11 protein-coding genes and 2 tRNA genes are annotated in these 14,607 nt (G+C 47.6%); 2 read left to right on the top strand and 11 right to left on the bottom strand.

The features are described from left to right. Both PHH59_RS16235 and PHH59_RS16230 read left to right on the top strand, forming a co-directional pair. On the top strand, positions 1 to 1,687 hold a 1,687-nt coding region (locus tag PHH59_RS16235; protein WP_300018686.1), incomplete at its 5' end, for a sulfite reductase subunit alpha. 141 nt (positions 1,688 to 1,828) lie between these two features. Further along, positions 1,829 to 3,166, top strand: coding sequence for an HD-GYP domain-containing protein (locus tag PHH59_RS16230; RefSeq protein WP_300018683.1), 1,338 nt, complete (start codon positions 1,829 to 1,831; stop codon positions 3,164 to 3,166). A 141-nt stretch (positions 3,167 to 3,307) separates the two neighbouring features. Here the strand turns inward: PHH59_RS16230 and PHH59_RS16225 are convergent, their stop codons facing one another. The 11 genes from PHH59_RS16225 to rfbC form a co-directional block, all read right to left on the bottom strand. Continuing rightward, positions 3,308 to 5,185 (bottom strand): SurA N-terminal domain-containing protein, encoded by a 1,878-nt coding sequence (locus PHH59_RS16225; RefSeq protein WP_300018680.1) that lies wholly within the window; start codon positions 5,183 to 5,185, stop codon positions 3,308 to 3,310. Between the two features lie 88 nt (positions 5,186 to 5,273). After that, positions 5,274 to 5,350 (bottom strand) — tRNA-Asp (locus tag PHH59_RS16220). 6 nt (positions 5,351 to 5,356) lie between these two features. After that, positions 5,357 to 5,432, bottom strand: a tRNA-Val gene (locus PHH59_RS16215). A 12-nt stretch (positions 5,433 to 5,444) separates the two neighbouring features. After that, the gene (locus tag PHH59_RS16210; RefSeq protein WP_300018677.1) at positions 5,445 to 5,717 is read right to left on the bottom strand and encodes an HU family DNA-binding protein; all 273 of its coding nucleotides are present in this window, start codon (positions 5,715 to 5,717) and stop codon (positions 5,445 to 5,447) included. 186 nt (positions 5,718 to 5,903) lie between these two features. Next, positions 5,904 to 8,336: an endopeptidase La gene (gene lon / locus PHH59_RS16205; protein WP_300018674.1), complete on the bottom strand. Its 2,433-nt coding sequence runs from the start codon at positions 8,334 to 8,336 to the stop codon at positions 5,904 to 5,906. Between the two features lie 186 nt (positions 8,337 to 8,522). Then, positions 8,523 to 9,695 carry a hypothetical protein gene (locus PHH59_RS16200; RefSeq protein ID WP_300018671.1) on the bottom strand — a complete coding sequence of 391 codons (1,173 nt, stop codon included), beginning with the start codon at positions 9,693 to 9,695 and terminating at the stop codon, positions 8,523 to 8,525. Beyond that, positions 9,682 to 10,692, bottom strand: a complete 1,011-nt coding sequence (locus PHH59_RS16195; RefSeq protein ID WP_300018668.1) for a glycosyltransferase — start codon at positions 10,690 to 10,692, stop codon at positions 9,682 to 9,684. The genes PHH59_RS16200 and PHH59_RS16195 overlap by 14 nt, the downstream gene beginning before the upstream one ends. Before the next feature lie 156 nt (positions 10,693 to 10,848). After that, positions 10,849 to 11,766, bottom strand: coding sequence for a glucose-1-phosphate thymidylyltransferase RfbA (rfbA, locus tag PHH59_RS16190; protein WP_300018665.1), 918 nt, complete (start codon positions 11,764 to 11,766; stop codon positions 10,849 to 10,851). Positions 11,767 to 11,806: 40 nt separating this feature from the next. After that, positions 11,807 to 12,703: a dTDP-4-dehydrorhamnose reductase gene (gene rfbD / locus PHH59_RS16185; protein WP_300018662.1), complete on the bottom strand. Its 897-nt coding sequence runs from the start codon at positions 12,701 to 12,703 to the stop codon at positions 11,807 to 11,809. After that, positions 12,703 to 13,776, bottom strand: a complete 1,074-nt coding sequence (gene rfbB / locus PHH59_RS16180) for a dTDP-glucose 4,6-dehydratase (RefSeq protein WP_300018660.1) — start codon at positions 13,774 to 13,776, stop codon at positions 12,703 to 12,705. Before rfbB ends, rfbD begins: the two co-directional genes overlap by 1 nt. A 14-nt stretch (positions 13,777 to 13,790) precedes the next feature. After that, positions 13,791 to 14,342, bottom strand: a complete 552-nt coding sequence (gene rfbC, locus PHH59_RS16175) for a dTDP-4-dehydrorhamnose 3,5-epimerase (protein ID WP_300018657.1) — start codon at positions 14,340 to 14,342, stop codon at positions 13,791 to 13,793. Positions 14,343 to 14,607 lie beyond the last annotated feature (265 nt).

Here is a 14,607-nt window from a genome sequence, read left to right as displayed (position 1 = left end):
GTTAAACGGTTTTTTTGCCGGCATGCACACCCAGATGGTACAAAGTGCCAGTGGCGTTAATCAAACCGATGTCCGTATCGTCAACATCCATTACGGCAGCCAAACCGGCAATGCTGAATCTGTCGCCACTGACGCTGCAAATCTTGCCAAAACACATGGCTTGAAACCCATTGTAAAAAGCATGGATGAAATTGAAGCCGGTGCGCTGGCGACAATGGAATATTTGCTTATCATCACCAGCACTTATGGCGAAGGTGAAATGCCCGATAACGCGCAAATGCTCTGGGATGCCGTTAGCTCCGAAACTGCACCGAAACTCACCCTGAGCAAATATTCGGTTTTGGCATTGGGCGACACCAGTTATGATTTATTCTGCCAAGCCGGTAAAGACTGGGATACGCGCCTGACTGAACTGGGCGCAACGAAAATTTATGACCGCGCTGATTGCGATGTCGACTTTGAAGAACCCGCGCAAAATTGGCTCACTGCCGTTATCCCGCTGATGACAAACGGTACATCGACAACAACGGTCATTGACGTGGCACAAAGTGCCGTTGAAAAACCGCAATATCACCGTAAAAACCCCTTCCCTGGCAAACTGCTGGTGAACCGTATCATCACCGATCCTACATCATCTAAAGAAACCCGGCATTATGAAATATCTATCGCCGGTTCTGGTTTACATTATGAGGCCGGTGACGCCTTATGCGTCATCCCAAGCAATTGCCCTGAACTGGTAGCTGACTTGCTTAAAGCACTAGGCTGCAAAGGGGATGAAGAAGAGCCTGTCAATAGCGGGTTAATGCTTTTGAAAGACGCGTTACTTTCACATTTCGAGATTAAACTGCCTAGCAAGGAATTACTGGAAGAAATTGCCAAACGTTCAGGCGACCAAGAATTGAATGGGATTTTGGCAACGGGCAACAAAGAAGCATTGGGCAGTTATTTATGGGGACGCGATACGCTGGACTTGCTGTTGCAATTTCCGCAAGTGGAATTCTCCGCAGCGGAATTCATTGCCTTACTGAAACCTTTGCAACACCGGGCTTATTCAATTTCTTCCAGCGGCAACGTCCATCCTGATAGCGTCCATTTGACGGTTGCCAGCGTCCGGTACGAAAGCCATGGCCGCCAGCACAAAGGCGTTTGCTCAACGTTTCTGGCTGATCGGGTCGATGACAGCACCGAAGTACGTTGTTTCTTTACGCCTAATAAAGTCTTCCGGGTTCCTGAAGATAATAATTTACCCATGATTATGGTTGGCCCAGGCACTGGAGTTGCTCCGTTCCGGGCTTTTTTACAGGAACGCGGATTCCGCAAAGCATCAGGAAAAAACTGGTTATTTTTTGGAGACCGCAATGCAGCAACTGATTTTATATACCGGGAAGAATTGGAAGCCATGCAGCAAAGCGGCTTATTGACGCGTCTGGACTTGGCTTTCTCCAGGGACCAGGAAGCAAAAATCTATGTCCAGGACAGAATGTGTGAACAAGGCGCCGAATTATTTGCTTGGCTGGAACAAGGTGGTTATTTCTTCGTTTGCGGAGATGCTTATCGAATGGCGAAAGATGTTGACCAGACATTGCATGACATAATCGCCGAACATGGCAGGCTAGGCAAAGAACAAGCTGTTGAATATGTCAATAAACTGAAAAAAGACAAACGCTACGTCAGAGATGTTTATTAGTGTAAAGCATTAAAACAATAATATTTTTAACCAAATTGTGAATTAATGTCCAGTTATGTGTGAATAATAACCTTTACTAAATATGAAATTTGCCTATGATGGGTAACAATATTCGAACTTTTAATTAACGAATAACCTCCTATGATTTCAACATCGTGGCCTTTTCGGCAGAAAAAAAAGCTAAAAAAAACAGGCCACAGTTTTGGGACTTCTGTAGAGAAGACCTATACGCCCGTTGAACGCTTATCACTGGGCATGTATGTAGTCGAGCTGGACCGGCCTTGGTTGGAATCGCCTTTCTTATTTCAAGGCTTTGAAATAAGATCCCAAGCCCAGCTTCAAGCGGTCAGAAACCTTTGTGGTCATGTTTATATTGACACCACCAAGACCAGAAAAATCATCCATCATAAAGGTGTTACCGGCAATTTCGAAAACAACAACCTATCAAAAGCAATAAATGTTGAAAACAGCCTACCACCTAAAAAGCTTGGTACGTTTGAAAAGGAAATAGTTAAAGCGGAAAAAATTTATGCCGATACTAATTATCTGATTGCAGATTTTATGAAACAGGCGGCGCAAGGAAGGCATATTGATGGATGGTTAGCCAAAAAAGCGGTTGCTGATTGTGTCAACAGCGTCTTGCAATCACCTGATGCATTGCTATGGTTAATCCGCTTAAAGGAAAAAGATCAGCATACGGTACAACATAGCCTAAACGTTTGTGTCCTGGCGATAGTTTTTGGCCGCCATCTGAATCTTCCTGAAGCAGCCATGATTAACTTAGGTCTTTGTGGTATGTTGCATGATATTGGAAAAATGCAAATTCCCAATAGAATTGTTAATAAACAAGCGGAGTTGGATAGCGACGAGCTAAGAATTATGCAATCCCATCCTAAGTTAGGCTATGAATTGCTTAAATCCAGCGAAAATATCGAATCATGTGTATTAGAGACGGCTCTAACCCACCATGAACGTTTGGATGGCACCGGCTACCCGCGGCAACTTAAGCATGCCAGTATTTCTGATTTCACAAAAATCATTTCAATTGTCAGCACTTACGATTCATTCATCAACGGCCGGGCAAACCTGAACAACAAAACCCATTTGGAAGCCATCCATCTAATGACAAAATTGGTAGGCACCAAACTGGAAAGGAAGTTATTGATCAAATTTATTGAAAGCCTAGGTGTTTACCCACCTGGCTGTGTCGTACTAATGACCAATGGCGCAAAAGCGATGGTTGTAGAAGTCAACGAACGCATGAAACTTAGACCGAAAGTCATTATGCTCCGCGATGAGGATGGCAAGCTTATACCAGAACAAGTCATTGACTTGGCCAATATGGCTATAGATAGAAATGGTAATGTTTATACAATAAAAAACGTTATCAGGCTGGAAGATTGCAATATCACCCCCAAACACTACTATAACCCAAACTTTATGGAAAAACGAATTGCCATTAAAGACCTTGCCGGGTAGTGAACCGTTAAACCTGATCCTTGACCAAGCCTCGCGCATCCTCTCCACCCGCCATCAGCTAGATGTAGCAAACACAGACAACTTAACCACGCAATAAATTGCATTATTTTACGGGTTAAATTGCCGTGCCTTTAATTAAAGCTATTCTGCCACAGCCTGAGATTTTGTTTGGATAGAAATATCAGCATCAGCTTGCAGGCTGTTTAACACTGCGTTAAATTCCGTCTGGCCCATGGCGTCACCAATATTCTTTTTTGCCAATTCCAACTGCTTCTTATCGCTGTCGCCCATCACACCTTCTGTCACTTTAGTCAAACTAACAACAACTTGTCCACCAGAATCTAATGGGGCAATAAAAATATTCGGCTTGTTGCCAATTGGTTTCGCTGCTATGAAAATTGCTTGGTTTAACGGTACCGGAACATCGCTTTTTCTGCGTGTCAATCCTTTTGCACTTTTAACATCAAACTTATTTTCTGCGGCGATTGTTTGTATCGCCTCGCCTGCTTGGAGCCGAGCCTTAATTTGCTTGGCTTTTTCAACCGCCAACTGCTTAGCTTTATCGTTTGATAAAATGGCGGCGATCTCCGGTTTTACGGCTTCCAATTCGCGCACCGCAGCGGGTTTGTGTTCCTGCATACGCAGAACCACCACAACATCGCCGCCAAGCTCTACAGGTGCGCTATTGTTGCCTTGCAACACTTCATCTGTGAATACCGCGCTACGGATTTTGTCATCTGCCGCAATCCCTTCGCCGTGTTCTTTAGTAAACAAGGCCGATTTTTTTATCTCCAGCCCCAACTCGTCAGCTACAGTTTGTAGATTATCGGGATTTTGATAGCTAATTTCAGCCAGTTTTTCACCCGCTTCATAAAATAGGTTTTCAGCTTGGGCTTTTTGATAGGCCTTAGTCACTTCGTTTTTTATGCTTTCATACGGTTTGATTTGGGCAGCTACCAACCCGGTCACTTTGATCAGATGATAACCAAAAGCGGACTTTACCGGTTCCGACACTTCACCTTGTTTTAAAGCAGTCGCCGCAACTTCAAAGTTTTTTTCCATTACGCCGGTGCTGAACAAACCTAAATCCCCCCCCATTTTGGCAGTGGCTTTATCATCTGAAAGCTCTTCCGCCAACTTTGCGAAATCTTTTCCCGCAAGCTCTTGTTTGGCTTTCATGGCTTTTTCCAAAGCGTCTTTATCAGCCACCTTATCATTTACAGCAAACAAGATATGGCTAATTTTCCGACGTTCAGGTGTGGTATATTGATCTTTTTGCTCTTCGTAAAACGCTTTTAATTTTTCTTCAGTCACCGCTATTTTTTTGGCCATGCCGGCAAGTGACAATTCGACATATTCAATGGATAACTGCTCCGGTGCTTGGTAAGCGTTTTGATGCTGCTGATAATAAGCGGAAATATCCTCTTGCTTGGGTTGTTCCGCAATTGCCTGTAAAGGAACAGTCAAATAATCAACATCACGCTGTTGATTTTGAATTTTAAAAAAGCTTTCCACGTCATATTGGCTGGCAAAACTGCTGTCGACGATACTGTGCTGAAATTGCTCCATCACCATCGCATTTTTCACCCTGCCGACAAATTCATTGGATGACATCTGTTGTGTCGCCAGCAAGGATTTGTATTTGGTGTCATCAAAGCGGCCATCAGTTTGGAAATATTCCAGCGACTTGATAAATTCACGGACACCATCATCTGTCGCCGCCAAACCTCTAGTTTGGACATATTGCAACAAGACTTCGTCTTTAATGAGCTTTTGCAAAGCCTGTGCTTTTAAAGTTTGCTCATCGACACCTAATCCGCGCATACTCTGGCTGTATTGCTCATAGGCCTTATTGACGTCACGTTGGTAAAAATCCTTATCACCAACTGAGGCCACGGGCGGTTCTTTACCGTTATCCATATAATTGTTAATGCCCCACAACGCGAAAGGCACCCCTATCAATATCAATATGCCCCATGCAAAAGCACCTTGGGATTTTTCTCTAATTGTTGTCAGCATAACTTAGTCCTACTCAGTCCTAATAAATCAACTTATTAATGCAAAAAAAAAGCCCCGTACCACTAGGTTCGGGGCTTTTTGATTTTTTTGGCGAAGTGGACGGGGCTCGAACCCGCGACCACCGGCGTGACAGGCCGGTATTCTGACCAACTGAACTACCACTCCAAAGTCTGGTGGGTGCTGAGGGGTTCGAACCCCCGACCCTCGCCTTGTAAGGGCGATGCTCTCCCAGCTGAGCTAAGCACCCGACTAATGACAATTAGTTTACAGTATCTTTTAAAGATTTACCAGCCTTAAATGACGGAATTTTTGCAGCTTTGATAGTTATCTCTTCGCCCGTCTGTGGATTACGGCCTTTACGCTCGGCCCGCTCTTTTACAGCAAAGGTGCCAAAACCCACTAAAGCAACAGATTCACCTGCTTTCAAAGCAGCCTCTACTGATTTAATAAAACCGTCCAAAGCACGACCCGCATCAGCTTTTGTCAATTCAGCAGAATCCGCAATCGCGTCGATAAGTTCCGATTTATTCATTTTCCCCCCAAGAAGTCGTTGTTATGTGTGTTGTGCAAGAGATGCGTATATCCTTGTGCTTTATCAGCAAAACAAGAAACGCCGTTATTTATAACAACTGCCATCACGCAGTGTCAAGCATTAAAGGCCGCAATGCCTTGGTTTTTGCGGCCTCGCTGATTTTATTCCGACACCGCGCGGGATAAATCAATGGGCGGTAAGGCCTGCCTTTAGGGTTTTAACTGTATCAGCGTCAGTTTTGGCCTGTTCTTCAATCACCGTTTTCTCTACCGGAACAGGTACATACTGCAAGGCAACTTCGAGCACTTCATCAATCCAGTGCACGGGTTTGATGATCAGATTACCTTTAATGTTTTCAGGTATCTCCACCAAGTCCTTCTCATTTTCGGCAGGGATTAAAACCGTGGTGATACCACCACGATGTGCCGCCAGCAGTTTTTCTTTCAAACCGCCAATCGGCAACACTTCCCCGCGTAAAGTGATTTCTCCGGTCATCGCCACATTCGCCCGCACCGGAATCTTGGTCAATGCCGAAATGATCGCCGTACACATGCCTATGCCCGCACTAGGGCCATCTTTAGGGGTTGCACCTTCAGGGACATGGATATGGATGTCATTTTGCTGGAAGACTTCGTTATCGATGCCCAGAATCGCAGACCGGCTCCTGACCACCGTCATCGCGGCCTCGATAGATTCCTTCATGACATCCCCCAGCTTACCCGTCGCCGAATGCTTGCCTTTGCCAGGAATCACGGCTGTCTCGATAGTCAACAACTCGCCGCCGACTTCTGTCCACGCCAAACCGGTGACTTGCCCGATTTGGTCTTGCTCTTCGGCAACACCATAGTTGAAACGTTTCACACCCAAGTATTCGCCCAGGTTTTCGGCAGAGACCACGACCTTGCCTTCGACAGATTTCAATAGCAACGCTTTAACCACTTTACGGCAAATTTTTGAAATATCCCGCTCCAAGCTACGCACACCGGCTTCCCGTGAGTAATAGCGGATCATATCCCTTACTGCCGCCCCGGTGATTTCGATTTCGTGCCCTTCAAGACCGTTATTTTTAATCTGTTTCGGCACGAGGTAGCGCAGGGCGATATTGATTTTTTCATCTTCGGTGTAGCCAGCCAGCCGTATCACTTCCATCCTGTCCAGCAAAGCGGGCGGGATGTTCATGGTATTGGCGGTGGCGACAAACATCACATCGGACAAATCAAAATCAACTTCCAGATAATGGTCGGAAAACGTATGGTTCTGTTCAGGATCTAAAACTTCCAACAAGGCGGAAGCCGGATCGCCCCGGAAATCTACCGCCATCTTGTCTATTTCATCAAGTAAAAACATGGGGTTACGCGATTTTACCTTAGCCAGGCTTTGCAGAATCTTGCCAGGCATGGAACCGATATAAGTCCGTCTATGGCCACGGATTTCCGCTTCGTCGCGCACCCCGCCCAAAGCCATACGCACATATTTACGGTTGGTCGCCCGCGCAATCGACTCGCCCAACGAGGTTTTGCCTACGCCTGGAGGCCCCACCAGACACAAGATAGGCCCTTTGAGCTGTTTGACACGCTGATGCACGGCCAGATATTCGAGGATACGCTCTTTCACCTTTTCCAAGCCGTAATGCTCAGCTTCCAGCACTTGCTCGGCAATTTTCAAGTCATGGCGTACTTTGGATTTTTTCTTCCACGGCACATTGACCATCCAGTCGATATAATTGCGCACCACCGTCGCTTCAGCAGACATCGGCGGCATCAGCTTCAACTTATTCAGCTCGGTCTCGGCCTTGGTTTTCGCCTCTTTGGACATGCCCGCTTCGGCAATTTTCTTTTCCAGCTCTTCAATTTCATTGGTGGCATCTTCCATGTCGCCCAATTCTTTTTGAATCGCCTTGATTTGTTCGTTCAGATAATATTCGCGCTGATTTTTTTCCATTTGCTGTTTGACCCGGACACGGATTTTCTTTTCCATTTCCAGAATATCAACTTCGCCTTCCATCAACATCATCAAATTTTCCAGACGGTCCTGGATATTGGCATTTTCCAAAATGCCCTGCTTGTCCTGGACTTTCAGGCTCATGTGCGCCGCCATCGTATCGGCAAGACGGCTGGCATCATCAATTCCGGCAAGTGAAGTCAGCACTTCAGGCGGGATTTTGTTGTTCAACTTGACATATTGTTCAAACGAACTGATTGCCGTGCGCTGCAACACATCCAGTTCCTGCTCCGATAAAGCCAACACTTCTTCCAAAGGCTGGACAATGGCGGAATAAAACGTGCCGGTGTCCTGGTAACTGACCACGGTGATGCGCTGGCTACCTTCAACCAACACCTTGACGGTACCGTCAGGCAATTTTAATAATTGCAGGATATTCGCCAGTGTCCCGACTTCATAAAGATCCGTAAAATTCGGCTCGTCAATTTCGGCTTCCTTTTGGGCGACCAGCAGCACTTGTTTGCTATCGCGCATCGCGGCATCCAAGGCATCAATTGACCGTTCCCTGCCGACAAACAAGGGAATGACCATGTGCGGATACACCACAACGTCCCGTAGCGGCAAAACCGGAATCAATACGTCGGCGGGTTGTAATTCTGTCATGTCGTGTGTTTCCATAAATGCGTCCTTAAAACACCATTGTAAAAATACGATTATGAGGACGGGAATTAAAATAGCAAGGATTCTATAGCAAAATAAACCTTGAAAATCAAAATTCCTTTTAATCCCCCCGCTTCGTAGTGGCAATCCTTCTGCCATCATCAACGCAAAATGTCATGTATCCTGTAAAAATTCCGTATAAATCTATAAAGACTTGTGCTGACCGGATTTAAGCATGAGTTCAATTTTCAATAACTTGCGGAAAAGCTGACGCCACCACGGCAATACCGGGGATTTTTGCCGCCACCGCAACAGTTCATCCAAGGCCATCTCAGGCGTGGTGAATTGCCCCGTGGCGCGGCTGATATAAATTGGATACAAAATGAGCGTCCCGGCGACCAACTCATCCAGTGTCAAAGGGCGGGTACGCCTGTCCATGCACAAGACATCGTCCGTCAAGCCCCAACCCGCATAAAAAGGCAAGCCATAACAGACGACTTTTTTACCGCGCAACAAGGCTTCAAAACCGCTCAAAGACGTCAGGGTATGCACTTCATCGACTTGTTCCAGCAACTTGCCCATCGCCACATCGACGACGACTTCATCACACCATTGACGCGCTGCATCTTCACCCTGCCCTTGTTGCCGCAAGCCCGCAACGACATCGGGGTGTGGTTTATAAAGAATATACGCATCTGGATGGGCCTGGCGCACGGCCTTGAGCAAATCGACATTAGTATGTATCCCAGGCGCACCGAAGGCCAGCGAAGCATCGGACTCAACTTGCCCGGGCACAAGGATGACTTGGGCTGATTCGATTTGCAAAGGCCGTTGCCAAGTGCTTATGCCGACATTGTATTTAGTCAATCCAGCGTCCACCAAACGCTCGTGCAAGGCACGGGCGCGTTGCAGCAAAGCGGTGTCGAAGCGGTGGTTTTGTAAGATATGCTCCAAATCGGAAGGACGTGTGGCATCGTAATAAATGCCACGGGTGTCCAATGCCCAAGACAAGGGTTGGATCAAATCCGCACCCAAACCAACGGAGCGAATGAAACCGTCTTCCAGACGGACAATATGGCAATTCTGCGCTTCCCAATCGCTCACCGCTTGCCGCCCCCATACGATCAACGTTGCCTGTGGCGGCATTTGCGTTGGCGGGCAATCAAAAACGACGGTACTACCTTGAAAAAATCGCCGCACAATCGGTTTTTTATAGGCCGAAAAACCACGCGCGTAGACCTCTGCCGGAAATCGGTCGAGCATCTTCAGTTGCCAAGTTTGCCACTCCGTTTGTTGCGGGTCATCCGTAAGCGGGGGGACAATCGGTTCATATCCAGAGTCTGTTATAGCTGAGGACGCGGCTTCATTGACTTCCATAACCCTCCTCTTGGCAACTATCGAGCAATCCAGCGTAATTGCGTTGTGCCGCCGCCGTCAATTCGCGCATTTTCGCTTCGGCGTTGCGCAATAAGGTTTGCCGGTAATTTTCATCTTGGATCAGGCTTAAAATGGCCGCCACCCAAGCATCGGGATCGGGATTGACCAGCAAACCGTTTTGCCCATGCCCTACCACAGACGCGCACGCACACTCCGGCGTATAAATGCCGACCGCGCCGCTACGGGTTATATCGAAAAACTTAGTGTAGGAACGGGCGCGGTTAAAGGGGATGTCCAGTAAGGGGTTCAAACCGACATGCCGCCCCGGAATTGCCAAAAATGCTTGGTAAGCAGACCATTTCAAGGTATGCACGACAGTCACGCGCGGCAAACTGCGATAGAGTTCAAACACTTCTTTTTTGCCGATAATTTCAAATACGGCCTGCTCTTCTTTATAAAGCACTTCTTCCATCACAGGCCGTAACCAGCGGATTTCAGCTTTATGCGTGGCAATCGAGCCGTGATAAAAAATCCGTCGGACGCGCTCGGGAAATGCCGTGGGACTAGGTAAAACCAATTGCGGCCGCCAGTCGGCATATTTCTCGACAAGATAAGGCGTGGATACCCAGAGACGGACTTGTTGCTGGCGTAACCAAGCCCGGCGGCGCAATGCCAGTTTGGCCAGTTTGTAGCGGTAACTGACCGGCATACCCGCCGATGCTGAAAAATCCAACACATCATCATCCATGAAAAAAATTAATGCGCGTAAGTGCTGGCGGCTGGCGGCAATAAGTTTCACCCAAGCAGACGGCACATAACGGACAAAAATGACGATAGCATTGCTTAAAGAAGCGCGCCCAGGCACATCGTTGTGCCCACAGCGGATAACGGGATAGCCACCCGCAACGAGGATAGGCAGGATAAAAAAATCAGTGGACGGATTCGCGCACTCTTCGATCAAAAAAACAGTGGGCTTATGCAGTGAACCAAAATCCATATCAAAACAAGAGAAGAAACCTAACGGTTTAAGACCACGGCATGGCACCCTTTTGTAAGCTACGGATACGCCAAGCAAAGTGGAGCCCAAAAACAGGTTTTGGGCTCATCATTTTGAACACTTAAGCTTCTTGAACACTTAAGCTTCGCCGATTATTTAACTCAACACTTTATCATTTAGAAGATTGTACAGATATTGACCATAACCATTTTTCGCCAAAGGTTTTGCCAATTTTTGCAATTGCTCGGCGTCAATATAGCCTTTACGGAAAGCAATTTCTTCGGGGCACGCCACTTTCAAGCCTTGCCTATGCTCAATGGTCTCAATAAAGTTACTGGCTTCGATCAGGCTTTCATGCGTACCGGTATCCAACCACGCGTAACCACGCCCCATGATTTCTACGGCGAGTTGTTTGCGTTCCAAATAAATACGGTTGACATCGGTGATCTCCAACTCGCCACGCGGTGAGGGTTTGAGGGTTGCCGCAATGTCCAAGACGCTATTGTCATAAAAATACAAGCCGGTCACCGCATAATGGGATTTAGGCTGGGTGGGTTTTTCTTCCAACGAGGTGGCCTGGCCGTCATCATCAAAAGCCACTACGCCATAACGCTCCGGGTCATGGACGTGATAGGCAAACACGGTCGCGCCATTGTTTCTGGCAACCGCGCGCTCAAGTTGGGGTTGCAAATCATGACCGTAAAAAATGTTGTCTCCCAAAACCAACGCCGCTGGATTGTTGCCGACAAATTCCTTGCCAATAATAAACGCTTGCGCCAAACCGTCTGGGCTGGGTTGCACGGCATATTGGATATTCAAGCCCCAATCGCCACCATCGCCCAACAATTGCTCGAAACGCGGCGTATCCTGTGGCGTGGAAATGACCAAAATGTCACGGATACCCGCCAACATCAGCGTCGCCAATGGGTAATAAATCATTGGCTTATCGTAAATCGGCAATAATTGCTTGGAAACCACTTTGGTCACAGGGTACAACCTAGTCCCCGAGCCACCGGCTAATATGATGCCCCGTGTCGAAAGTGCCGTTTGGGCATCGCTTGTTTGTGTAGTCATAGTAAATTCCGTAAATGATTGAGGCGCAGCCAGTTTGCATTTAACCAAAAAACTCGGTCAACATGCGCACTACGCCCGTTTGCCAACTCGGCAGGGTTAAATTAAACGTGCTTTCCAGCTTGCTGGTATTCAAGCGGGAATTATGTGGACGTTTGGCGGGGGTAGGATAAGCACTGGTCGGTATCGGTTGGACAGCTTCTGGCTGCACTTTCAAAACCTTGCCGGCTTTAACGGCGGTTTCCAAGACCAATTTGGCAAATCCGAACCAAGACGTTTCACCCGCCGCCACCAAATGATAAATCCCTGACACTTCAGGTTTTTGCTGGGCGGTGCGGATGATATGCGCGGTGACGTCGGCAATCAGTTCCGCGCCAGTTGGCGCACCAATCTGGTCATTAATCACATTCAGGCTGTCGCGCTCTTGCGCCAAGCGCAGCATGGTCTTGGCAAAATTATTGCCTTTCGCCGCATAAACCCAACTGGTACGCAAAATCACATGCTTGCAACCGGATTGCTGGATGCGTTGCTCGCCTTCCAACTTGGTCGCACCATACACACCTAAAGGCCCGGTGGCGTCGTTTTCCAGTCTAGGCTTATCGCCGCCGCCATCAAAGACATAATCGGTGGAATAATGGATCAGCCACGCGCCGCACCGTAAGGCTTCCTGCGCCATCACGCCAACGGCTAAGGTGTTGATGGTCTGTGCCAGTTCCGGTTCGCTTTCGGCTTTGTCCACGGCGGTGTGCGCGGCGGCGTTGACTATCACATCCGGTTTAATTTGGGCGATTGTTTCGGCAATACCTGATAAATTGCTTAAATCACCACAAAAACCATCGCCGGAATGCCTATCCAAAGCAATCAACTCGCCTAACGGAGCCAAGGCCCGTTGCAACTCCCAGCCGACTTGTCCGTTTTTACCGAAAAGCAGGATTTTCATCAGCCGCGCTCCGCATAATTTTTCTCCACCCAATCACGGTAAGAACCGGATTGGACGTTGGCGACCCATTCGGGATTGTCCAAATACCATTGGATGGTTTTACATATCCCGGTTTGGAAAGTTTCTTGCGGTTTCCAGCCCAATTCTTTTTCAATTTTGGTGGCATCAATCGCATAACGGCGGTCATGGCCAGGGCGGTCGGTCACAAAAGTGATTTGTTCACGGTAAGATTTGCCATCTTCGCGTGGACGAGTGTCATCCAGCAAATCACAGACGATATGGACAATATCCAGATTCGCCATTTCGTTCCAACCACCGATATTGTAGGTTTCACCGACTCTGCCCGCTTCCAGGACACGACGGATGCCACGGCAGTGGTCAACGACATACAGCCAATCGCGGATTTGCTGGCCGTCACCATAAACGGGCAAAGACTTGCCAGCCAAAGCATGGGTGATAATCAGCGGGATCAGTTTTTCAGGAAAATGGTACGGGCCATAGTTGTTGGAACAGTTGGTGGTCAATACCGGCAAACCATAAGTGTGATGGTACGCCCGCACCAAATGGTCGCTGGCGGCTTTACTCGCTGAATACGGGCTGTTCGGTTCGTATTTATTGTTTTCATTGAAGGCCGGATCATCTTTTTTTAGGGAACCGTACACTTCATCGGTGGACACATGCAGGAAACGGAATGCGGCTTTATCAGCATCCGCCAAGGTGTTCCAGTAATTACGCACCGCTTCCAACAATCTAAAAGTACCGACGATGTTGGTTTGGATAAAATCTTCCGGCGCGTGGATAGACCTATCCACATGCGACTCGGCGGCAAAATTGACCACGGCACAGGGTTGGTACTGTTCAAACAAGCCATGTACCAGTCCGCTATCGCCAATACTGCCTTTGACAAAAACATGCCGCACGTCGCCTTCCAAGGAAGCCAGATTTTCCATATTGCCCGCATAAGTCAGGCAATCCAGATTAATGACCGTCACCTCAGAATTGGCTAACCAATCCATAACAAAATTTGACCCAATAAAACCAGCACCGCCGGTAACAATAATCGCTTTATTCATTTTTTTAACCGCTTTTAGAAAGTAGGGAGAAGATCTTCGGAAAAATCTGCCAATTGGGTGCCAACAGCATCTTTGGCAGACAATTCAGGGGCATCGGTCGGCCAGGGGATATTCAGCGCGGGGTCATTCCACAACACACAGCCCTCAGCTTGCGGATTGTATTTGTCGGTGCATTTGTACGCAAACAATGCGGTATCTGAAGTCACGCAAAAACCATGCGCAAATCCTGCCGGGATAAAAAACTGGCGTTTATTTTCCGCCGATAACACAACGCTGGCCCATCGCCCAAAAGTAGGCGAACCGACGCGAATATCCACGGCAACATCGAACACTTCACCTTGTAAAACATAAACCAGCTTGCCTTGGGGGTTGATTTTTTGAAAATGCAGGCCGCGCAACACGCCTTTTCTGGAAAAGGAAATATTGTCCTGGACAAATGTTTCCTGCGTCACCATCCCGGCATAACGGTCCTGATTCCAGGTTTCCATAAAAAAGCCCCGCTCATCGCCGAACACTTTCGGTTCGACTATCACGACACCAGGAAGATCGGTTTTATGAACTTGCATAGTTTTTCCTTGCTTATTGATTAATGTAGGTTTTGTAAAATTAAAGCCATTTATATTGATTACCGCAATAGATTGCAACTGCTTAGTTTATTTTTTAATTCTCTTTTGTCTTAATCCAGTAGCCATCTTTAATTTAAAAACACCCGTGCGCCCAATCCCATCTGGTACATCATCGTCGCGATTTCCTTGAAGAGCTGGCGGTACTTGGGGTCGACGGCGGGGAGCACCATGATCTCGTCGCCGGGGCGGATGCCGGGGCTGCTGA

Origin of the sequence: Methylovulum sp. (genome assembly GCF_028687615.1) — a bacterium.
In the GTDB taxonomy this organism is placed as follows: domain Bacteria; phylum Pseudomonadota; class Gammaproteobacteria; order Methylococcales; family Methylomonadaceae; genus Methylovulum.
This window is presented reverse-complemented; position numbering and strand designations above follow the sequence as displayed.

Bases quoted from the DNA above. Each gene is read 5' to 3' on its own strand.
- PHH59_RS16230 (WP_300018683.1), top strand. From the start codon at position 1,829: ATGATTTCAACATCGTGGCCTTTTCGGCAGAAAAAAAAGCTAAAAAAA.
- PHH59_RS16225 (WP_300018680.1), bottom strand. From the start codon at position 5,185: ATGCTGACAACAATTAGAGAAAAATCCCAAGGTGCTTTTGCATGGGGC.
- PHH59_RS16210 (WP_300018677.1), bottom strand. From the start codon at position 5,717: ATGAATAAATCGGAACTTATCGACGCGATTGCGGATTCTGCTGAATTG.
- lon (WP_300018674.1), bottom strand. From the start codon at position 8,336: ATGGAAACACACGACATGACAGAATTACAACCCGCCGACGTATTGATT.
- PHH59_RS16200 (WP_300018671.1), bottom strand. From the start codon at position 9,695: ATGGAAGTCAATGAAGCCGCGTCCTCAGCTATAACAGACTCTGGATAT.
- PHH59_RS16195 (WP_300018668.1), bottom strand. From the start codon at position 10,692: ATGGATTTTGGTTCACTGCATAAGCCCACTGTTTTTTTGATCGAAGAG.
- rfbA (WP_300018665.1), bottom strand. From the start codon at position 11,766: ATGACTACACAAACAAGCGATGCCCAAACGGCACTTTCGACACGGGGC.
- rfbD (WP_300018662.1), bottom strand. From the start codon at position 12,703: ATGAAAATCCTGCTTTTCGGTAAAAACGGACAAGTCGGCTGGGAGTTG.
- rfbB (WP_300018660.1), bottom strand. From the start codon at position 13,776: ATGAATAAAGCGATTATTGTTACCGGCGGTGCTGGTTTTATTGGGTCA.
- rfbC (WP_300018657.1), bottom strand. From the start codon at position 14,342: ATGCAAGTTCATAAAACCGATCTTCCTGGTGTCGTGATAGTCGAACCG.